At 73.7% G+C, this 19,899-nt stretch carries 23 protein-coding genes; 10 read left to right on the top strand and 13 right to left on the bottom strand.

Annotated features, from left to right (window positions below; genetic code table 11):
* Positions 1 to 37 precede the first annotated feature (37 nt).
* Positions 38 to 976, top strand: a complete 939-nt coding sequence (locus tag ACWEGE_RS16665; RefSeq protein ID WP_449661471.1) for a magnesium transporter CorA family protein — start codon at positions 38 to 40, stop codon at positions 974 to 976.
* A 320-nt stretch (positions 977 to 1,296) separates the two neighbouring features.
* Here the strand turns inward: ACWEGE_RS16665 and ACWEGE_RS16660 are convergent, their stop codons facing one another.
* From ACWEGE_RS16660 to ACWEGE_RS16630, 7 genes are all read right to left on the bottom strand, one after another.
* Positions 1,297 to 2,667 (bottom strand): YbdK family carboxylate-amine ligase, encoded by a 1,371-nt coding sequence (locus ACWEGE_RS16660; protein ID WP_449661323.1) that lies wholly within the window; start codon positions 2,665 to 2,667, stop codon positions 1,297 to 1,299.
* 4 nt (positions 2,668 to 2,671) lie between these two features.
* The gene (locus tag ACWEGE_RS16655) at positions 2,672 to 3,259 is read right to left on the bottom strand and encodes a flavodoxin family protein (RefSeq protein WP_449661322.1); all 588 of its coding nucleotides are present in this window, start codon (positions 3,257 to 3,259) and stop codon (positions 2,672 to 2,674) included.
* A 9-nt stretch (positions 3,260 to 3,268) separates the two neighbouring features.
* A complete protein-coding gene (locus tag ACWEGE_RS16650; RefSeq protein WP_449661321.1) occupies positions 3,269 to 4,891 on the bottom strand; it encodes an NAD(P)-binding protein in 1,623 nt (540 codons plus the stop codon).
* Position 4,892: 1 nt separating this feature from the next.
* Positions 4,893 to 5,882 (bottom strand): thiamine pyrophosphate-dependent enzyme, encoded by a 990-nt coding sequence (locus ACWEGE_RS16645; protein ID WP_449661320.1) that lies wholly within the window; start codon positions 5,880 to 5,882, stop codon positions 4,893 to 4,895.
* 112 nt (positions 5,883 to 5,994) lie between these two features.
* Positions 5,995 to 7,236: a transketolase C-terminal domain-containing protein gene (locus ACWEGE_RS16640; RefSeq protein ID WP_449661319.1), complete on the bottom strand. Its 1,242-nt coding sequence runs from the start codon at positions 7,234 to 7,236 to the stop codon at positions 5,995 to 5,997.
* On the bottom strand, positions 7,220 to 7,816 hold the full coding sequence (locus ACWEGE_RS16635; protein WP_449661318.1) for a 2-oxoacid:acceptor oxidoreductase family protein: 597 nt from the start codon (positions 7,814 to 7,816) through the stop codon (positions 7,220 to 7,222). Before ACWEGE_RS16635 ends, ACWEGE_RS16640 begins: the two co-directional genes overlap by 17 nt.
* Positions 7,813 to 8,706: a class I fructose-bisphosphate aldolase gene (locus ACWEGE_RS16630; RefSeq protein ID WP_449661317.1), complete on the bottom strand. Its 894-nt coding sequence runs from the start codon at positions 8,704 to 8,706 to the stop codon at positions 7,813 to 7,815. Before ACWEGE_RS16630 ends, ACWEGE_RS16635 begins: the two co-directional genes overlap by 4 nt.
* A gap of 159 nt (positions 8,707 to 8,865) precedes the next feature.
* On the opposite strand from ACWEGE_RS16630, the gene ACWEGE_RS16625 reads away from it, so the two are divergent.
* The 7 genes from ACWEGE_RS16625 to ACWEGE_RS16595 all read left to right on the top strand — a co-directional run bounded on the left by ACWEGE_RS16625 (position 8,866) and on the right by ACWEGE_RS16595 (position 14,368).
* Positions 8,866 to 9,225: a spore germination protein GerW family protein gene (locus ACWEGE_RS16625; RefSeq protein WP_449661316.1), complete on the top strand. Its 360-nt coding sequence runs from the start codon at positions 8,866 to 8,868 to the stop codon at positions 9,223 to 9,225.
* A gap of 25 nt (positions 9,226 to 9,250) precedes the next feature.
* Entirely contained in the window at positions 9,251 to 9,943 is a 693-nt protein-coding gene (locus ACWEGE_RS16620; RefSeq protein ID WP_449661470.1) for a response regulator transcription factor, read from the top strand.
* The gene (locus tag ACWEGE_RS16615) at positions 9,940 to 11,319 is read left to right on the top strand and encodes an ATP-binding protein (RefSeq protein WP_449661315.1); all 1,380 of its coding nucleotides are present in this window, start codon (positions 9,940 to 9,942) and stop codon (positions 11,317 to 11,319) included. Before ACWEGE_RS16620 ends, ACWEGE_RS16615 begins: the two co-directional genes overlap by 4 nt.
* A gap of 44 nt (positions 11,320 to 11,363) precedes the next feature.
* A complete protein-coding gene (locus ACWEGE_RS16610; RefSeq protein ID WP_449661314.1) occupies positions 11,364 to 12,749 on the top strand; it encodes a ferredoxin reductase family protein in 1,386 nt (461 codons plus the stop codon).
* 14 nt (positions 12,750 to 12,763) lie between these two features.
* Complete coding sequence (locus ACWEGE_RS16605) at positions 12,764 to 13,186, top strand: FMN-binding protein (RefSeq protein WP_449661313.1); 423 nt, start codon at positions 12,764 to 12,766, stop codon at positions 13,184 to 13,186.
* 86 nt (positions 13,187 to 13,272) lie between these two features.
* The gene (locus ACWEGE_RS16600; RefSeq protein WP_449661312.1) at positions 13,273 to 13,779 is read left to right on the top strand and encodes a DUF2231 domain-containing protein; all 507 of its coding nucleotides are present in this window, start codon (positions 13,273 to 13,275) and stop codon (positions 13,777 to 13,779) included.
* A 109-nt stretch (positions 13,780 to 13,888) separates the two neighbouring features.
* Positions 13,889 to 14,368: a hypothetical protein gene (locus tag ACWEGE_RS16595; RefSeq protein ID WP_449661311.1), complete on the top strand. Its 480-nt coding sequence runs from the start codon at positions 13,889 to 13,891 to the stop codon at positions 14,366 to 14,368.
* Here ACWEGE_RS16595 and ACWEGE_RS16590 read toward each other — a convergent pair.
* From ACWEGE_RS16590 to ACWEGE_RS16565, 6 genes are read right to left on the bottom strand one after another with little or no spacing between them, the layout of a single operon-like run.
* Positions 14,358 to 14,819 carry a hydrogenase maturation protease gene (locus ACWEGE_RS16590; protein WP_449661310.1) on the bottom strand — a complete coding sequence of 154 codons (462 nt, stop codon included), beginning with the start codon at positions 14,817 to 14,819 and terminating at the stop codon, positions 14,358 to 14,360. The two genes, ACWEGE_RS16595 and ACWEGE_RS16590, sit on opposite strands and share 11 nt — an antisense overlap.
* The gene (locus tag ACWEGE_RS16585; protein ID WP_449661309.1) at positions 14,816 to 16,108 is read right to left on the bottom strand and encodes a Ni/Fe hydrogenase subunit alpha; all 1,293 of its coding nucleotides are present in this window, start codon (positions 16,106 to 16,108) and stop codon (positions 14,816 to 14,818) included. The genes ACWEGE_RS16590 and ACWEGE_RS16585 overlap by 4 nt, the downstream gene beginning before the upstream one ends.
* Positions 16,105 to 16,863, bottom strand: coding sequence for an NADH-quinone oxidoreductase subunit B family protein (locus tag ACWEGE_RS16580; RefSeq protein WP_449661308.1), 759 nt, complete (start codon positions 16,861 to 16,863; stop codon positions 16,105 to 16,107). The genes ACWEGE_RS16585 and ACWEGE_RS16580 overlap by 4 nt, the downstream gene beginning before the upstream one ends.
* Entirely contained in the window at positions 16,863 to 17,675 is an 813-nt protein-coding gene (locus ACWEGE_RS16575; protein WP_449661307.1) for an FAD/NAD(P)-binding protein, read from the bottom strand. Before ACWEGE_RS16575 ends, ACWEGE_RS16580 begins: the two co-directional genes overlap by 1 nt.
* On the bottom strand, positions 17,672 to 18,781 hold the full coding sequence (locus ACWEGE_RS16570; protein ID WP_449661306.1) for a 4Fe-4S dicluster domain-containing protein: 1,110 nt from the start codon (positions 18,779 to 18,781) through the stop codon (positions 17,672 to 17,674). Before ACWEGE_RS16570 ends, ACWEGE_RS16575 begins: the two co-directional genes overlap by 4 nt.
* A 59-nt stretch (positions 18,782 to 18,840) precedes the next feature.
* Complete coding sequence (locus tag ACWEGE_RS16565; RefSeq protein ID WP_449661305.1) at positions 18,841 to 19,011, bottom strand: hypothetical protein; 171 nt, start codon at positions 19,009 to 19,011, stop codon at positions 18,841 to 18,843.
* A 294-nt stretch (positions 19,012 to 19,305) separates the two neighbouring features.
* Here ACWEGE_RS16565 and ACWEGE_RS16560 point away from each other — a divergent pair, with 294 nt between their 5' ends.
* Positions 19,306 to 19,530, top strand: a complete 225-nt coding sequence (locus tag ACWEGE_RS16560; RefSeq protein WP_449661304.1) for a hypothetical protein — start codon at positions 19,306 to 19,308, stop codon at positions 19,528 to 19,530.
* 30 nt (positions 19,531 to 19,560) lie between these two features.
* On the top strand, positions 19,561 to 19,884 hold the full coding sequence (locus tag ACWEGE_RS16555; protein ID WP_449661303.1) for a hypothetical protein: 324 nt from the start codon (positions 19,561 to 19,563) through the stop codon (positions 19,882 to 19,884).
* Positions 19,885 to 19,899 lie beyond the last annotated feature (15 nt).

Raw genomic sequence — 19,899 nt, 5'->3', positions numbered from 1 at the left:
CGGCCACAGCACCACCCAGCCGACGCCGCGCAGCCGGTTGTACCGCAGCGGCGTCCTCGAGCGGGAGGGCTTCCCCGCCGCCGAGGCCGCCCGCCACCTCGCCGACCCGTCGGTGACGCTGTGGCTCGACCTGGACACTCCCACCTCGCAGGACCTGGCCGCGCTCGCCACCGAGCTCGGGCTGCACCCGCTGGCCGTGGCATCGGTCCTCGACGAGGACCACCAGCGCCCCAAGTTCGTCCGCTACGACCGGCACTCGTTCCTCGCCGCGTACACGGTGCGCGTGACCGACGGCGTCCTGGCCGCTTCGGAGCTGGACGCGTTCGTCACCGACCGCGTGCTGATCACCGTGCACCGCAACAACACCACCGACATCGACGCGCTCACCGCACGCTGGGACACCACCCCCGACCTGGCCAAGAACGGCACCGCGTTCCTGCTGCACGGCCTGCTCGACTACGTCGTCGACGGCCACCTCGACGCCGTCCAAGCCCTCGACGAGCAGGTCGAAACCCTCGAAGACCTCGTGTTCGCCGACCACGCCGACCCCACGGAGCTGCAGCGCCGGTCCCTGACGCTGCGCCGGAGCCTCGGCCGCCTGCGGCACCTGGCCGTGCCGATGCGCGAGATCGTCGCCGCCCTGATGCGCCGGGACGACACGCTCCTGCCGTACTTCCAGGACGTCTACGACCACGTCCTCCGCGTGACGGAGTGGACGGAGTCGCTGCGCGAGCTGATCGCGACGATCCGCGAGACCCAGCTGAGCATCCAGGGCAACCGGCTGAACGCGATCATGAAGAAGGTGACCAGCTGGGCGGCGATCATCGCGGTGCCGACCGCCATCACCGGGTTCTACGGCCAGAACATCCCGTACCCGGGGTTCGGGACGGCTTCGGGCGTGTGGGTCTCGACGCTGGCCATCCTGGTCATCTCCGCCACGCTGTACGCGCTGTTCAAACGCCGCGACTGGCTTTGACCGTGGTGACGCCGGAGAGCACGCCGCCGTTGCGTGGCCGCAGGCTGGCCCGGACCTGGTTCCCGGTCGTCACGGCCGCCGAGTTCCTCGGGTTCTCGATCCCCGCGGTCGCCGGCGCCCTGACCGCGAACTCCCCGGCGGAACTTCCGGTGCTGCTGCTGGCCGGCGCGGCCGAAGGCGCCGCGCTCGGCGCCGGCCAGGCCTTCGTTCTCCGCCGCGCCCTGCCCGCGCTGAACGTCCGGGACTGGGTGTCCGCGACCGCCGCTGCCGCCTCCTTCGCCTACCTGCTGGGGATGGCTCCGGCCACTTGGGCCGCGTCGCTACCGACCTGGCCGCCGCTGCTGCTCTGGCCGGTGGCCGCGGTCCTGGGCGGCGCGCTGCTGCTGTCCATCGGCTTCGCGCAATGGCTGGTGCTGCGGCGCCACCTCCCCCGCTCGGCCAGGTGGATCGGCACCACCGCGGGGGCGTGGTTGGCCGGGCTGGCGGTGTTCCTCGGCGTCACGACGCCGCTCTGGCAGCCCGGGCAGCCGACAGCGTCGATCATCCTCATCGGTGTCTTCGGCGGCCTGCTGATGGCGGCGGCCACGTCGGCGTTCACCGGTTTCGCCGTCGCGCGGCTGCCCGGGCTGCGGTGAGCGGGTCGCCGCGGCGAGCCGGGCGGCGAACTCCGCCGGAGTGGCCGACACCGCCCGCAGCGCGCGCTGCCGGACGGCACCGCCGCCGCGGTCCGCGAGCGCAGCCCACCCCCGGTGCACCACCTCGAGATCACCGGCCTCCGCCAGTGCGGGCCGGACGTGCGTCAGCAGCCGCGCGGCTCCGACCCGGTCGAGGCCGTGCCGGGCGGCGGTCCGCAGCGCCTCGGCCAGGGCCGCGTCGGACGGCTGCGGCACCACCGGGTCCCGCAACGCCGTGGTCACCAGCGCCCGCACGAGTCCCGCCAGCACGACGGCGTCGGCGACGTCGAGGCAGACGTCGGCGACCCGCACCTCCACGGTCGGGTGCCGCGGCGACAGGCGGGCGTAGAAGTACACCGCGCGGGCGTCCGGCGCGGCTCCGCTGCGGATCGCCTCGGCGACGGCCGCGTCGTACTCGGCGACGTCGCGCCACGCGGCGGGCGGCCGGGCCGTCGGCCAGCGGGACCAGAGCGGGTACCGCGTGCTCGCCCACCCGGAGTCGGCGCCGTCGACGTACGGCGAGTTCGCGGTGAGGCCCAGCAGGACACCCAGCCACGGCCGCAAGCCGGCGAGCGCACGCAACCCCGCCGCCCGCGACGGGACGCCGACGTGGACGTGGCAGGCGCAGGTGCCCGCGCCGGCGACCAGGCCGGGGAAGCGGGCGGCCAGCCGTTCGTACCGCGCGTCGGCGGTGACCAGCGGTGCGGTACCGAACGGCGCGGTACCGAACGGCGCGGTGCCGAACGGCGCGACGGCGGTGGCCACGGCCAGGCACCCCGCGTCCGCCGCCGCCTCGCCCACCCGGCGGCGCAGCCGCGTCAGGTCCGCGCGGACCTCGGCGAGCGAGCGGCACACGCCCGTCACGGTTTCGAGCTGGCAGCGCAGGAACTCCGGGACCACGCCGGGCTCACCGGGCAGCGCCGCCAGGATGCGGGGCGCCGCCGGGACCGCCGCACCGGTCCGCGGGTCCAGCAGGACGAACTCCTCCTCCACGCCGACCGTCGGGGCGTCCGCCACGGCTTCAGGTGGCGGCGCGGACCAGCGCCGCCCCGAGTGCCGCGCCCCACGCCTCCGCCCGTTCCGGTTCGCCGGGCTCCGGGCCGGTGTCGATCGATTCCGTCCCGACGAAGAAGCTCTCCGCCGGAAGGACGAGCCGGCACTCGCGCTTGCGCAGCCGCTTGGCCACCCCGAGCGACGCGGCCCCGGTGAACACGCGCGGCTTGTCGATCCGGGTGTCGAAGGCCGCGGCGGCCAACCCGGCCGGCACCACGTCGAGCGCGTCCAGCCAGTCCCGCACGCCGGTCCGCGACCGCGTCGGGTAGTCCACCTGGTCCGCGGCGGACTTCCGCGTCGACGGACGGCTCATCCCGTGCACGTGGGTGGGGCCGCCGACGACGAGCAGGTCGACGCCGGTCAGGTCCCGGGGCGCTTTGTCGACATTGACCACTTCCACCGGGGCGGACACCGCCAGCCCCTTGCCGATCGCTTTGGCCACCTCTTCGGTGGCGCCGAACATCGATTCGAAGACGACGAGGATTCGCATTTCCGCTCCTTCGGGGTCGAGCCGCGCGACGCCGGTCCCGGAGCCGTGCCGGCGTTTCTCCTGCATGGTTTGTCCTCAGGTTTCCTCGGGCACCATTTCGATGGCGCCGCACGGGCATTCCGCGACGCAGATCCCGCAGCCCTTGCAGTAGTCGAGGTCGATCGCGTACTTCTCCCCCGGTCCGAGCTTGAGCACCGCGTTGTCGGGGCAGACGCCGTAGCAGTTGTCGCATTCGAAGCAGTTGCCGCAGGACAGGCAGCGGCGCGCTTCGAACAACGCGGTCGACTCGGTCAGCCCGCCCTGGATCTCGTCGAAGGTGGACACCCGCCGGGACAGGTCGAGGTGCGGGCGGACCTTCCGGTCGGCGTCGCTGTAGTACCAGGTGTTCAGGTTCTCGAACGTCGCTTCGCGCCGGGCCGGCGGTTCCGGCGTGACGACCTCGCGCAGCCACGCGTCGATCTCCCGGGCCGCCTTCGCGCCGTGCCCCACGGCGACGGTCGCGGTCCGGCCCGAGGGCACCATGTCCCCGCCGGCGAAGATCCCCGCGTGCCCGGTCATCATCCCGGGCCCCACGCGCACGACGCCGCCGTCGCGGTCGACGTCCGGTAGTTCGTCCACAAGGGACAGATCGGCGTCCTGGCCGAGCGCCAGCACGACGGTGTCGGCCGAAAGCCGTTCGAACTCGCCGGTCGGCTGCGGGAAGCCCGACTCGTCGAGGCGCATCTTCTCGATGGTGATGCCGTCGCCGTCGATCTCGCTGATCGTCGACAGCCAGCGCATCGCCACGCCCTCTTCGACCGCCTCGGTCACTTCGGACTCGTGGGCGGGCATCCGGTCACGAGTGCGGCGGTAGACGACGACCGCGTCGGTGGCGCCGAGCCGCTTCGCGGTGCGGGCGGCGTCCATCGCGGTGTTGCCGCCGCCGTAGACCGCGACCCGGCGGCCCAGCAGCGGCCGTTCCCCGCTTTCCACGCCGTGCAGCAGCGAAACCGCGTCGAGCACCCGGGCCGAGTCGCCGGCCGGGATGTAGGCCCGTTTGCCGACCTGGGCCCCGACGGCCAGGAAGACCGCGTCGAACCCGGCCTTGGCGGCCACGACGTCGGTGACCCGGCTGTTCTGCTCGAAGGTCACCCCCAGGTCGGCGATCCGGCGGATCTCGGCGTCGAGGACCTCGCGCGGCAGCCGGTAGCGCGGGATGCCGTAGCGCAGCATCCCGCCGGCGGCGGCTTCGGCGTCGCGGACGGTGACGGCGTGGCCGAGCCGGGCCAGGTGGTAGGCGGCGGACAGGCCCGCCGGGCCGGCGCCGACGACGAGCACCCGCTTGCCGGACGGCTCGGCGACCGGGACCGTCCAGCCCCGCTTGTTGCCCTCGTCGCCGAGGAACCGCTCGACCGAGTTGATCCCGACGGCCTCGTCCAGCTGGCCGCGGTTGCAGGCGCTCTCGCACGGCCGGTAGCAGATCCGGCCGAGCACGGCGGGCAGCGGGTTGTCGGCCATGATCTGCCGCCACGCGGTCTCGTAGTCACCGGATTCGGCGTGGTAGAGCCACTTCTGGATGTCCTGTCCCGAGGGACACGCCTGGTTGCACGGCGGCAGCAGGTCGACGTACACCGGCCGCTCGGTGCGCCAGGCGCCGGTCTTGTTCGCCCGGCTCGAGCCGACGTCGAGCGTGATCGCGAACGGCTTCTCGTGCGCCATCTCAAACCTCCCCGAGCAGGCCGAACCGGCGGATGTTCCGGTCGGCCTGCGCCTGGATGCCGGTGAGCACGCCGGTGCGCGGCGGGTCGCCGAACAGGTGCGCGTACCGCGACTGCAGCCGCAGGTAGTCCTCGACCGGCACCCGGTGCCGGATCTTCGAAACCGTGACGACCTCGCCGTACTCGGCCTCGAACACCGGGAAGAGCCCGCTTTCCTTGGCCAGCCGCGCGATCCGGATGGTGTCGTGGGACGCGCTGCCCCAGCCCAGCGGGCACGGCACGAGGACGTGGAGGTAGCGGGCCCCGTGGAACTCCATCGCCCGCGTCACCTTCGCCTCCAGGTCGCGCAGGTCCGCGACGGTCGCGGTCGCCACGTACGGGAGCTCGTGCGCCATCGCGATCATCGGCAGGTTCTTGCCCTGGCCGAACACCGCACCGGGCTCGGGGCCGACGGCGGGGGTCGTCGCCGTGCGCGCGGCGGCCGGGGTGGCTCCGGACCGCTGGACACCGGTGTTCATGTACGCCTCGTTGTCGTAGCAGATGTAGAGCACGTCGTCGTTGCGCTCGAACATCCCGGACAGGCAGGCCAACCCGATGTCGACGGTGCCGCCGTCCCCGCCCTGGCCGACCACGCGGACGTCGTCGCGGCCTTTGGCCTTCATCGCCGCGGCGACGCCGGTGGCCACGGCCGGGGCGTTGCCGAACAGCGAGTGCAGCCAAGGGATCCGCCACGACGTCTCGGGGTACGGCGTCGAGAAGACCTCCAGGCAGCCGGTGGCGTTGACGGCGACCATCCGGTTGCCGGTGGCGCGCATGGCCGCGTCGAGGGCGTACCGAGCGCCCAGTGCCTCGCCGCAGCCCTGGCACGCCCGGTGCCCGCAGTCGATGGAGTTGATCCGCTGCCGGTCGGACTGGACGCTGCGCTGGTCCTCCCCGAGCAGCCGGCCGCCGACCGCGAAGCTGCCGGTCTGGTAGAACTTGATCGGTGTCACCGCCGCGCTGCCGATCCGGCCGGAAGCAGGCGGATACGGTCCGCGGCCGGTCTGTGCGAGGTGGGGCTTTCCGCCGTGACTGCCGGTCGGATTGGTGGCGTTCGGCACAGCATCACCCGATTCGCGAGGCGACCGCACCCAGGTCGCGCAGGAGGTTTTCGGCCGTCGGACCCGACCGGCGGCTCGCCGCCAAGCGGCCCAGCTCCCGGTCGATCAGCGTGCGGTCGAGGTCGAGGAAGGTCAGCGGTGGCAACCGGTCCGCGGCTCGCAGCAGCCGGTTCAGGGAGGCCTTCGTGATCGCGCGCCCACCCAGGCCCGCGATGACGGCGCGCACTTCGGCCGCCGGAGCCGCCGCCACCACGTTCTGCGTGACGATCCCGCCGACACCCGGTTCGAAGGCGCGTTCCAGCACGATCACGCGCCGGGCGTGCCCGATGGCCGCACGGACGGCCTCGGCCGGGAACGGCCGGAAGCAGGTCAGCCCGAGCACGCCGACGCGCAGGCCGTCCCGGCGCAGTTCGTCGGCGGTGTCCTTGAGCGTGCCCAGCACCGAGCCGAGCGCGATCACGATCGTTTCCGCGTCCTCCGTGCGGTAGGACCGGGTCAGGCCGCCGGAGTTGCGGCCGAACGCCTCGGCGAAGCGGTCGGCGACGTCGGGGACGGTGTCGAGCGCCTCCAGCAGCCGGGCGTGGGCGAGGTACTTCACCTCGGTGAACGCCTCCGGCCCCACCATCGCGCCGATCGACGACGGCTCGTCGGGGTCCAGGACCTGGCGTGGCTCGTACGGCGGCAGGAACGCATCGACCTCGTCCTGTGCGGGCGTGTCCACCGGCTCCCAGGCGTGGGTGAGCACGAAACCGTCCATGCACACCATCACCGGCGTCGACAGCTGTTCGGCGATCCGGAACGCCTGGACGTGCAGGTCCGCGGCTTCCTGGTTGGTCTCGGCGTAGAGCTGGATCCAGCCGGCGTCGCGCAGGGCCATGCTGTCGCTCTGGTCGTTCCAGATGTTGATCGGCGCCCCGATCGCCCGGTTGGCCACCGTCATCACGATCGGCAGGCCGAGCCCGGACGCGTTGAAAACGGCCTCGGTCATGTACAGCAGGCCCTGGCTGGCCGTCGCGGTGTAGGCCCGCGCCCCGGCGGCGGAGGCGCCGATGGCGACCGACATCGCCGCGAACTCCGACTCGACGTTGACGAACTCGCACGGCGCGAGCGCGCCGGACTTCACCAGCTCCGCCAGGCCTTCGACGATGTGCGTCTGCGGCGAGATCGGGTACGCGCACACCACTTCCGGGCGGCACAGCGCCACCGCCTCGGCGACCGCCCGTGACCCCTCAATCTGCCTGAGCACCGGTCAGCTCCTCCCGCTCGGCGCGCACGAATCCGTAGGCCGCGGTCGCGGCGGCGATGTTGCCGTCGGCCTTCGGCCCGCTGAACCGGCCGGCGATCGCGGCGATCACCGACCGCAGCTCGACCACGCCGGTCAGCGCGGCGAACCCGCCGAGCAGCGCGGCGTTCGGGAGCGCCCGGCCCAGGTGCTTCTTCGCCAGCTCGGTCGCGGGCACCACGAGCAGCCGCTCCCGCCGGAACCCGCGGACGAACTCCCCCAGCCCCAGCTCGTCGAAGCCGTGCCCGGAGTTCACCAGCAGGTAGCCCTCGGGGGCGAGGCCCTCGAAGACGTTCACCTGGTGCAGCAGGGTGGCGTCCTGGATGATCAGCGCGTCCGGCCGGACGATCGGCTCCCGCGTGCGGATCGCCCGGTCGGCGATCCGGCAGAAGGACACGACCGGCGCACCGGTGCGCTCGGAACCGAAGCTGGGGAACGCCTGCGCGTGCCGGCCTTCGGTGAACGCGGCGACCGACAGCAGCTCGGCCGCGGTCACCACGCCCTGGCCGCCGCGGCCGTGGATGCGGATTTCGGTGGTGCTCATGTGCTCGGGTACTTGGCGAGGACGTCACGCAGCGCCGAGACGAACCGCAGCGACTCGTCGTGGTCGCGCTGCCAGACGTTGCGGCCGAAGATCAGCCCGGTCGCGCCGGCCTCCATCGACTCGCGCGCCTTCTCCAGCATCGCGTCGTCACCGGCCCGGCTGCCGCCCGACACCAGCAGCAGCGTCCGCCCGGCCGACCGCACGACCGCGTCGATGGCTTCCTGGCTGCCGATCTCCCGCGCGTAGACACCGGGCACGTTGTCGATCTTCGCCGGGTGCGGGAAGTTGACCTTGACGACGTCGGCGCCGAGCTCGGACGCGGTCCGGGCGGCGTAGTCGACCGCGTAGAACGAGTCACGGCCGCCCTTGGCCTCGATCGCCGAGCCACGCGGGTAGGCCCAGACGATGAGCGGCATGCCGAACCGGTGCGCGTCGGCCCGGACCCGCCGGAGCTGCTCGAAGTCCTGCTCCTGCGCGGGTGTCCCGACGTAGAGGGTGTAGCCGACCGCGTCCGCGCCCAGCCGGACGGCGTCCTCGACGCTGCCGTGCAGCGGGGACAGCGCTTCGGCGTCGGACGGGATCTCGGTCTTGCCGTTGAGCTTCAGGACCAGCGGCAGCTCGCCCGCGTAGTCCCAGTAGAACTTCTCGGCCAGCCCGATCTGGAGGGCGATGCCGTTGAAGCCGCCCTCGATCGCGAGCTTGAGGACGTACTTCGGGTCGCTCGCGGCCGGGTTGGCGAAGAAGTCGCGCGGGCCGTGCTCGAGGCCCTGGTCGTACGGCAGGAAGAACGCGGTTCCGTTGCGGAGGCCGTGCTCGTGCAGGATGCGGTGCAGCCGGGTCTTCTTGCCGGTGTTCAGCCCGAGCTCGGCCAGCGGGTGACGGTGCGCCATGACGGCCTCCGGGGTCGCTGATTTCGTGTGCGCCAAGACAACCGCGGAAGGGCGGCCGCCACAGCGGGCGAACGCCACCGGCGCCGGGGTCCTCGGTCACCCGCACGGGGGACCATCGGCTCTGGGCGGCCGGCGCGCCCGGCGGTGAGACTTCGCCGCATGAAGGTCGACGAACTGCTCGCGAAGGCGAAGGACGGGCTGGAGACCAAGCTGGTCTACGGCGAGCCGTACCAGGTCGACGGCGTCACGGTGATCGTGGCGTCGGCCGTCGGCACCGGCGGTGGCGGCGGCGACAGCCGCGACGAGAAGGGCCGCTCCGGCGAGGGCGCCGGGTTCGGGCTGACGGCCAAGCCGGTCGGGGCGTACGTCATCAAGGACGGCAAGCTCCGCTGGGAACCGGCGGTCGACGTGAACCGCCTGCTGGTCACCCTCGGCGCGGTGGCGGTCGCGGCCCTGTTCGCGGCCACCCGGCTGGCGAAGCCGCGGTACCGCACCACCCCGGCCGACGTCGCCCCCTGAGCGGCTCCGTGCGGCCGCGGGCATGATGGCGGCCATGCCGCACCGCGTCCTGCTCGCCGACGACGACCGCGCGATCCGTGAGTCGCTGGTCCGCGCGCTCGACCTCGAGGGCTACCACGTCACCGAGGTGAGCGACGGCGTCAGCGCGCTGGCCACGGCCCGGCGGGACGAGTTCGACGTGATCGTGCTCGACGTGATGATGCCCGGTGTCGACGGCCTCGGCGTGTGCCGGGTGCTGCGCGCCGAAGGCGACCCCACGCCGATCCTCATGCTCACCGCGCGCGTGGAGACCCCCGACCGGGTGGCCGGGCTGGACGCCGGGGCCGACGACTACCTGCCCAAGCCGTTCGAGCTCGACGAGCTGCTGGCGCGGCTGCGGGCCCTGCTGCGCCGCACGTCGCCCGAACCGGACGCGCGGCGCACGCTGCGGCTGGGCGAACTCGCGGTCGACCCGGCCGCGCGGCGGGTGTGGTGGCAGGGCACCGAGATCACGCTGTCGAAGACCGAGTTCGACCTGCTGGAACTGCTGGTGCGCAACGCCGGGATCGTCCTGGACCGCTCGACGATCTACCGGCGGATCTGGGGCTACGAGTTCGGCGCGGACTCCAAGAACCTCGCCGTCTACATCGGCTACCTGCGCCGCAAGCTGGAGCAGGCCGGGGCCACCGGGCTGATCCACACCGTCCGCGGCGTGGGCTACTCGGTGCGGCCGTCGTGAACCTGCGCAGCAAGCTCGCGATCGCCTTCGCCGGGGTCGGCGCGGCGGCGGCGATCCTCGTCGGCGTCTTCAGCTACCAGGCCGCCTCCCAGCGCATCAACGCCGAACTCGACCGGTCGCTGCTGACCACGTCGGCGGAAATCGCCGCCGGGGCGACGCAGGTGCTCGCGCCCAGCCCGGTCACCCGCGGCCCCGATGACGACGACCACGACGAGGCCCAGCCCATGGCGGCCCAGGCGATCGCCCCGGACGGCACCACCCGGCCCCTCGGCGGGCGGCCGGTGCGCCTCGAAGCCGGCGACGACGACCGGGCGCTGGCCGCCACCGGCGCGCCCGGCGACCACCGCTACACGAACTTCACCGCCGGGCGCGACGACTACCGGGTGATCACCGTGGCGCTGGGGCCCGGCCGCGGCGCGATCCAGCTCGGCATCGACGTCGACGAGTCCCGGCACGTCCTCAAGGGCCTGGCCGCCCGGATCACCGGCGTGAGCGCCCTCGTGCTGGCCGTCGCGGCCCTGGCCGGGTGGCTGCTGGCCCGGCAGATCACCCGCCGGCTGGTCCGGCTGACCGACGTCACCGAGCAGGTCAGCGACGGGCGCCTCGACGACGTCACCGTCCCCACCGGCGGACGCGACGAGGTCGGGCGGCTCGCGACGTCGTTCGACCGGATGCTGGGCCGCCTCGCCGACGCCCGCGCCGACCAGGAGCGCCTGGTGCAGGACGCCGCGCACGAGCTGCGGACACCGCTGACCAGCCTGCGCACCAACGCCAGCGTCCTGCGCCGGTTCGCCGAGCTCACCCCGGACTCCCGCGCCCGCCTGCTCGACGACGTCGACGGCGAGACCCGCGAGCTGACCCACCTGGTCGACGAGCTCGTCGACCTGGCCACCCGCCGCTACGAGGCCGAGGAGCCGGCGCCGGTCGAGCTGGGCGAGATCGCCGGCCGCGCCGCCGGGCGCGTCCGGCGGCGGTCGGGGCGCGCCGTCACCGTCGAAACCGACGCCTCCGCGCTGACCGGGCAGGCGAAGGCCCTGGAACGCGCGGTGACGAACCTGCTCGAAAACGCCGTCAAGTTCGCCCCGGAAGGCCCGATCGAGGTCGTCGTGCGCAACGGCCGGGTGACGGTGCTCGACCGCGGCCCCGGCCTCGGCGACGACGACGCGGCCCGCGTGTTCGACCGGTTCCACCGCGCCGACGGCGCCCGCGGCCTGCCCGGATCCGGCCTCGGGCTCGCCATCGTGCGCGAGATCGCCCTCGCCCACGGCGGATCCGTCTTCGCCGGGCCCCGCCCCGGCGGCGGCGCGGCGATCGGGTTCACCGTCGCGGCGGATCGGCTCTTACCGAACTCTCACCCTGATCACGTCGACGGCTAACCGGTCTCCGGAAGGGTGGACGGTGATCACCCCCGAGGAGCCCGATGTCCACCACCACGCTGCCCGTCCGCCGCCTCGCGCGGCCGGTGGACCACGCGTGGCGGCGTGACGCGGCCGGGCTGACGGCCTGGGCCGGCGTGCTGTTCGTGGTCGCGCTCTGGGTGTCCGGCCGCGGCGTGCAGGACCTCGGTTCGGACTTCTTCACCTCGGCCGGGCGGCTCACCGGGCTGCTGTCGGCCGAGCTCCTCCTGCTGCAGCTGCTGCTCATGGCGCGGATCCCGTGGGTGGAACGCAGCTACGGCCAAGACGAACTCGCCCGGCGGCACCGGCTCGCCGGCTTCGCCTCGATCACGCTGCTGGCCGCGCACCTGGTGCTCGTCACCCTCGGCTACGCGGCGACCGACCGCACCGGCGTCCTCGCCGAGGCGTGGGACCTGGTGACCACCTATCCCGGCATGCTGCTCGCCGCCGCCGGCACCGCCGCGCTGGGGATGGTCGCCGTGACGTCGGTGCGCGCGGCGCGGCGGCGGCTGCGCTACGAGTCCTGGCACCTGCTGCACCTCTACGCCTACCTCGGCGCCGGGCTCGCCCTCCCCCACCAGCTGTGGACCGGCGCCGACTTCACCGCCTCCCCGGTCGCGACCGCGTTCTGGTGGACCGCCTACGCCGCGGCCGCGGGTGCCGTGCTGGTGTTCCGGGCCGGCCGGCCGGTGTGGCTCAACGCGCGGCACCGGCTGGTCGTCGACGAGGTCGTGCCCGAAGGCCGCGGGGTCGTCTCGGTGTACCTGCGCGGCCGCGACCTCGACCGGCTGCCCACCGCCGCGGGCCAGTTCTGCGTCTGGCGGTTCCCCGCCGGCCCCGGCTGGACGCGCGGCAAGCCGTTCTCCCTCTCCGCCGCCCCGGACGGGCGCCGGCTGCGGATCACCGCGAAGGACCTCGGCCCGGGCAGCCGCCGCCTCGCCACCCTCCGGCCCGGGACGCGAGCGTTCTTCGAAGGCCCGTACGGCCGGCTGACCGCGACCGTCCGAAAAGGACGTAAGATCGCCCTGTTCGGCTCCGGCATCGGGATCACCCCGTTGCGCGCGCTGCTGGAAGAACTGCCCTACCAGCCCGGGGAAGCCGTGCTGTTCCACCGCGCCGGCCGCCCGGCGGACCTGCTGTTCCGCCGGGAACTCGACGACCTCGCCGCCCGCCGCGGCATCCGGATCCACCACCTGCTCGGCCGCCGTTCCCGCGACCGCGCGTCCTGGCTGCCCGCCGGGTACGCCCCGGTACCCGGCGAGCAGGTGCTGCGCCGCCTGGTGCCCGACATCGCCGACCACGACGTCTACGTCTGCGGGCCCGACGCGTGGACCGAGTCCGTGCTCGCCGACGCCCGCCGCGCCGGCGTCCCCGCCGACCGCGTCCACCACGAACGGTTCGCCTGGTAGGAGAGGAGACTCCGATGCGCCGGATCGCCATCGCCGCCGCGGCGACCGTGTCCGTGGTCGTGCTGCTGTTCAGCTACCGCACCAGCACGGACGCCACGCCGGTCGCGACCCGGCCGTCGCGCACCGCGAGCCCGCCCCCGTCCGGGAGTTCCGCCGGCGGCGACGGGACGTTCACCGGCGACGCCGCCGACACGCGCTACGGCCCGGTGCAGGTCCGGATCACCGTCACCGGGGGCCGCATCACCGCGGCGGACGCCGTCGACTACCCGCGGGAGAGCGGCCGCGACGTCCGGATCAACTCCGCGGCGATCCCGGAGCTGAACCAGGAGACACTGCAGGCCCAGAGCGCGCAGATCGACACCGTCAGCGGCGCCACCTACACCTCCGAGGGCTACCAGCAGTCCCTGCAGTCGGCGATCGACCAGGCCCACCGGTGACGACCGGGCACCGGGGCGCCGCGCTCGCCCGCGCTCCGTGAAGACCGCACCACCCGACCCCGTCACCTCCCTCCGCGAAGGACACCATGACCACCGTCAACGGCCTGCCCGCCCACATCCTGCTCGTGCACGCGATCGTCGTGCTGCTGCCGCTGTCCGCCCTGCTCCTGCTCCTCAGCGCCGTTTGGCCGGCCGCGCGCGCCAAGCTCGCCGTCCCGAACGCGATCCTGTCGGTCCTCGTCGTCATCCTGGTCCCGATCACCACCGAAGCGGGCGAATGGCTCGAACGGCGGGTCGCGCGGACGCCGCTCGTGCGCACCCACACCGAACTCGGCGACACCGCGATCTGGGTGGCGATCCCGGTGGCCGTGCTGGCGCTGCTGGTGTGGTGGCGCCACCGCGAAACGGGACGGCCGGGCCGCACCTTCCTGGCCCCGGCGTCGAAGGCCGTCACGGTGGTGGTGTCGGCGCTGTCGATCGCGGCCGCCGGGGCGGCGGTCTTCGACGTCTACCGCATCGGCGACTCCGGCGCCCAGGCCACCTGGCAGGGCCAGTTCGGCACCGCACCGGCCGCAGACGGCCCGGGCCGCTGACCCCCGCGGTGGCGATGGACCTCGGACACCACGGCCGGGGTCTTTCTTCCCTACCCGCGCGCAGGCCGCCGGACCACGGTGAGCGGGTACGGACGAGCGAGGGAGGGCCATGTCCCGCCATTCCGGAGCCATCGTGCTGACGACGACCGCGCTGCTGCTCGGCCTCGGCCCGGCCGCGACCGCCGGCCCGGAAGGCAGGCTGGCCGTGCAACCGGGCCGAGGCGTCGCCGGCAGCCGGGTCGGGGTGCGGATCGAGTGCCCGGTGGAGGAGCCGTTCTCCTTCCGGCCGCTGCTGCCGGTCGAGTCGGCGGCGCTGGCCGTCTCGGGAGCCGTGGATCCCCTCCCCTCGACCGCCGAGCTGTCCGCGGCCGTGCGGGCCGTGGCGCCGGGCCGGTACTCGGTGTCGGTGCGCTGCGAAGGCCGGGGCGGCAACGGCCTGATCGCGTACCGGACGCTCGTCGCGACCTTCACCGTCGTCCCGGAGGCCGCCCCACCGCCGACGCCGCCGAAGAAGCCCCAGGTCCCGCGGGTGCCCCGGGGCGGCGTCGCGACCGGTGACGGTTCGTTCCGCCCGCCGGCTACCCGGTGAAGGGTGGGCTCAGCCGGTCCCGCACCGCGCGGACGACCTCCGGCACCGCGGCCCGCACCGCCGGGCTCAGGCCGGTACCGAGGCCGAGCTCCGCCGCTTCGACCGCGTAAACCACCAGCTCCTTCGGCACCCGGCCGAGGGCCGCGCCGAGCCGGACCGCGTCCGGGATGCCGAGCGCGTGCGAGCTGGCCGGCACCGCCCGCGGCGGCCAGCCGTCCACAGTGGACGTCCACACGCGACCCGGGGTGGCGGGTTCGCAGAGCACCGCGTCGACCACCACCGCGGTGTCCACAGCGGACCAGGCGTCGAGGAGGGCGGCCGGTTCGCCGTCGCAGAGCACCGTGCGGACACCGGGGATCGGGTCCGCGTCCAGCGCGGCCAGCACCGCCACCGCAACGCCGTCGTCACGCCGGTATTCGTTGCCGACGCCGATCACCACCGCCCGCGTCACCGGCCCTCCCAGGTGATGTCCAGGAAGTGCGCGGCGCACGAAATACAGGGGTCGTAGTTCCGGATCGTGCGTTCGGCCAGCGTGGTCAGCTCGGCGTCTTCGAGGTCGAGGTGGTCCTCGACGACCTGTCGCAGGTCGGCCTCGATCGCGGCCTGGTTCTGCGACGTCGGCGGGATGATGGTCGCGGCGCGGATCAGCCCGTCCGCGCCGAGCTCGTAGCGGTGGTACAGCGTGCCGCGTGGTGCTTCGCTGATCCCGTGGCCGGTCCCGGCGCGCGGCGGCACCTCGACGAAGGCCCGCGGCGGCCGTTCCCACGCGTCGATGATCCGCAGGGCTTCCTCGATCGCGTACACGATTTCGACCCCGCGGACGAGAATGCTGCGGAACGGGTTGCGGCACACCGGGCCCAGTCCCGCCTCCGCCGCGGCCTGGCGCGCGGTTTCCGACAGCTGCGCCGAGTTGAGGGTGTAGCGCGCGAGCGGCCCCGTCAGGTAGCGGTGGCCGTCGAGTGCCGCGTGCAGCGCCGTCGAGTGCGGGACCTGCCGTTCGACGACGTGCTCCGGGAACTCCCGGGCGGCGAACTCCAGGCCCGAGGCGGTGCGCAGACCGCCGTCCGCGATGGCGTAGCGGCCCGGCTCGTACGCGGCGAGCAGGTCGTGGCCGAGTTCGACGTCCGGGAACTCGAACCCCGCCGTCCACCGCACGGTCGCGAGGGCGTGGTCGAGCGCCCGCCGCAGTGTTTCGGCCAGCGGACGCAGGTCTGCCCGGGCGGGCAGCGAGTAGAACCCGCCGACCCGGACGTTGACCGGGTGGATCGCCCGGCCACCGAGGGTCTCCAGCAGGGTGTTCCCGGCCTTCTTCAGCGCCAGGCCGCGTTCGACGACGTCCCGGTGCTCGGTGGCGAGGCTGATCGCGTCCGGGTGGCCGAGGAAGTCCGGGGCGTGGAGCAGGTGGATGTGCAGGGCGTGGCTGGAAATCCACTCGCCGCAGTAGAGCAGCCGGCGCGCCTCGGCGATCCCCGGGTCGAGGGTGACGCCGCAGGCGTCTTCGATCGCGTTGCACGCGCTCGTCTGGTAGGCCACCGGGCAGATGCCGCAGATCCGCGCGGTGATGTCCGGCGGTTCGGTGTGCGCCCGGCCGCGCAGGAACGCCTCGAAGAACCGCGGCGGCTCGTAGATGTTCAGCTCGGCCGCCTCGACCCGCCCGTCGGCGACGCGCACGCGCAGCGCGCCTTCGCCCTCGACGCGGGCCAGCGAGCTGACCTTGAGCTGCCGGCTGCGGTGGCTCACGGTTCCTCCCGTTCGCGGCGCGTTTCGGCCACGGTGAAGGTGCTGAAGACGCGGTCGACGTCGTCCTCGCTCATCCCGCGCGAACGCAGCAACGGGATCAGCACCGGGGTGTTGGGCTTGGCCATCGGCCCGAAACAGCCGAAACACCCGCGGTGGACGCCCGGGCAGAGCGCTCCGCAGCCGGCGCGGGTGACCGGTCCGAGGCACGGCGTGTCGCCGGCGACCAGCAGGCAGGTGAGCCCGCGGCGCTTGCAGTCGGTGCAGACGCTGGTGTCCGGCAGGTCGGGCGCGCGCCCGGCGAGCAGCGCGGTGAGCGTGCCGAGCAGCTGCCCGCGGTCGATCGGGCAGCCGTGCAGCTCGTGGTCCACCGGGACGTGCGCGGCCACCGGCGTCGACGTCGCCAGGGTGTCGATGTACTGCGGGTGCGCGTAGACGATCGAGGCGAACTCCCGGACGTCGGCGAAGTTCCGCAGCGCCTGGACGCCACCGGCCGTGGCGCACGCCCCGATCGTGACGAGTGTTTTCGACGCGGCCCGCACCTCGTGGATGCGGCGCAGGTCGGCCGGGGTGGTGATCGACCCCTCCACGAGCGACACGTCGTACGGGCCGGGGAGCACGGTGCTGGACGCTTCGAGGAAGTGCGCGATCCGCACCTTGCCGGCCAGTTCCAGCAGTTCGTCTTCGCAGTCGAGCAGGGTCAGCTGGCAGCCGTCGCAGGAGGCGAACTTCCAGACGGCCAGCGTCGGTGTCGTCATCACAGCTCCTTCACGGCGAGCAGGGGACCCGCGACGGTGTAGTCGACGACCGGGCCGTCCCGGCAGACCAGCAGCGGCCCGAGCTGGCAGTGGCCGCACAGCCCGATGCCGCACTTCATCGCGCGTTCCAGGGAGACCCGGATCGCCGCGGCGGGAACTTCCTTCGCCAGCAGGACTTCCGCGCACGCGCGCATCATCGGCTCCGGGCCGCAGAGGAACGCGCGCGTGGCCGCCGGGTCGAGCGCCAGCCCCGAGAGCGGTTCGGTCACGAAGCCGACCGGTCCGGTCCAGCCCTCGGCCGGGCGGTCGACGGTCCGCAGCACTTCGACGTCGTGCCGCCGCTCCCAGGCGGCCAGCTCGTGCGGGAAGAGGAATTCCGCCGGGGTCCGGGCGCCGGCCACGACGACCAGCCGACGGTACCGGGCCCGCTCGGCGAGCACCGCGGCGAGCACCGGCCGCAGCGGGCACAGCCCGGCGCCGCCGGCGACGATCACGACGTCGTGCCCGGCCGCGTCCTCGACGTCCCAGCTCGTGCCGTACGGGCCGCGCACGCCGACGATCCGGCCCGGCGCGAGGTCGTGCAGCGACCGGCTCACCGCGCCGACGGCGCGGATGGTGTGCATCGGCCCGGGTCCGCTGACCGAGATCGCCACCTCGCCGATCCCCGGGGCGTACAGCATCATGAACTGCCCGAGCCGGGCTTCCGGCACCGGTTCGCCGACCGGCTCCAACCGGACCGTGACCGAGTCGGCGTTCTCCACCACCCGGCCGGAGACCCGGTACGGCACCGGCACCATCGGTTCGGCCGTCACGAGCAACCTCCGGCCAGCTTCGCCGCTTCCTCGGTGATGTCGATCCCCGCCGGGCACCAGGCGATGCACCGACCGCAGCCGACGCAGCCGGACGTCCCGAACTGCTCGTGCCAGGTACCGAGCTTGTGGCTGAACCACTGGCGGTAGCGGCTCGCCCCGGACGTCCGGACGCTGCCGCCGTGCACGTAGGAGAAATCGAGCTCGAAGCAGGACGCCCAGCGCTGGTGGCGTTCGGCGTGCTCGCCCGTCAGGTCGGTGACGTCCTCGGTGGTGGTGCAGAAGCACGTCGGGCACACCATGGTGCAGTTGGCGCAGGTCAGGCAGCGGCTCGCCACCTCGGCCCACAGCGGGGACTCCCGGCTTTCCCGGATCACCGAGGGCAGATCGACGGCCGGCATGGCCCGGCCCATCCGGTCCGCGGCGGCGGCGACGGCTTCCCGGGCCGCACGGACCTCGGCACCGCGCGCCGGCAGCGTGGCGACCTGCGCCAGCAGGCGGTCGCCGTCCGGGCTGCCGACGTCGACGACGAACCGGTGCCCGTCTTCGTCGATGCGCTCGGTCAGCGCCAGGTCGTACCCGGGCCCGGCCGCCGGGCCGGTGCCCATGGACGCGCAGAAGCACACTTCGCCCGGCTCCGTGCAGTTGGCGGCGACGATGAACAGCTCCGCACGGCGGCGCCGGTACGAACCGTCGGGGTGCGCGGCGCCGCCGAGCACCCGGTCGAGGACGGCGATCGCGGCGAGGTCGCAGCCGCGCACGCCGAGGAAGGCGTAGCGCGCCGGCTCGGGTTCTTCGGCGGTGAACCCCCCGTCCGCGGTGGCTTCGAAAAGCTTGCGTCGCGGGGGGTGGAGAAAGCGTTTCCAGCCCTGGGGGCCGGCCGAGTGCCCGAAAACAGCACCGTCGTCGCGCCGCCGGAGCCGGTAGTGCCCCGGCCCGGTGGTGACGCCCCACCCCGCCGGGAGCTGCCCGGCCGAATCCAGCTCGGCGAGCACGACCGCGTCGTCGCGCACGGTCGGCCCGATCACCCGGTAGCCGTCGCGGATCAGGGCGTCCACCAGCCCGCCGAGTCCTGCGAGATCGATCGTCACCGTGCCGTCGCTGGTCATCGGACCTCCCGGACCCAGTGAACCGGCGGCGCCGCGGACGGGCCTAGGGCCGAAGGTCATCACCACGGGTGGTTCTCGCCCGGCCGGCGGGTCCGGTGGACTTCGGTCCCGCCGCCCGGCGACCTCGGCCCCTTCGGTCCGCGGCCGTACTTGCTCTCGAGCGCGCTTTCCAGCTTGCGCGCGGCCTCTTGGCACGCTTCGAGCACCGAGCCCGGTTCGTTGGTGACCACGACAGGTGGCCGCCCGGCGGGACGCCCCGCGGCGGCGGTAGTAACCCGAAGTCCCGGGAGGCGAGGCCCTCCGCCTCTCCCGGCACCCCGCGGTCCGGTGCCACGGTGGGAACCGGAGGCGAACCGATGGACCGACGAATTCCGGACACCGCCACCGCCTGCCACGCAGAAGGACTGAAATGTCCGCAAAGGACCAAATACCCGGGACACGCCCGCGTCGCCCGGCGAGGGATCAGGCTTTCGGCATCGCCCGCTGCCTGAAGGTGCCGGTCAACGAGCGGAAGGGGAACTGACATGGGCTATCTCCACCACGATCACGGCCCCGGGCCCGCCCGTGCGGGCGGGTTCCCCAACGGCGTGCACGTGCGGGCCCACGGCGGCCGGTTCGACGGGCGGACCGGCGTCGTGGTCGGCCGGACCCCCGACCTCCGCCCGGGCTCGGTCTGGGTCGAGTTCACCCCGGGCCACCCGCGGCTCGTCCCCGGGTACCGGCTCGACGTCTCCGAACCGGAAGTGTGAACCGCCCGCGACGACCGAGGAGGGAGCACGATGCTCGGGACCACCGCGGCCGGCCGGCCGTCGCCCGAGGAACGAAGGCGTGCCACCCGCACGGTGCAGCGGCACGCACGCGACGGTGACGACGAAGCGGAGCTGCTGGCGATGCTCGGGCTGGACCACCCCGATCCGCCGCCGGCCGAAGCCCGCCCGGCGAACAGCCGGTTGACGGCCGACGAGCTGCGCGAACTGCTCGCCCCGTTCGCCGACCCGGCGCACCGGCCACCGCAGCACGGTGCACCGGACGACGTCGTCCCTGCCGAGCAGGGGCTTTCCGCGCTACGCGGCGCCGGTACCGCCGACGAGCAGCAAAGGTGAGGCTCCCCACCGCCC

It is taken from the genome of Amycolatopsis sp. NPDC004747, assembly GCF_053601335.1.
Note: the sequence above shows the minus strand (reverse complement) of the source record. Positions and strands in the feature narration are given on the sequence as shown.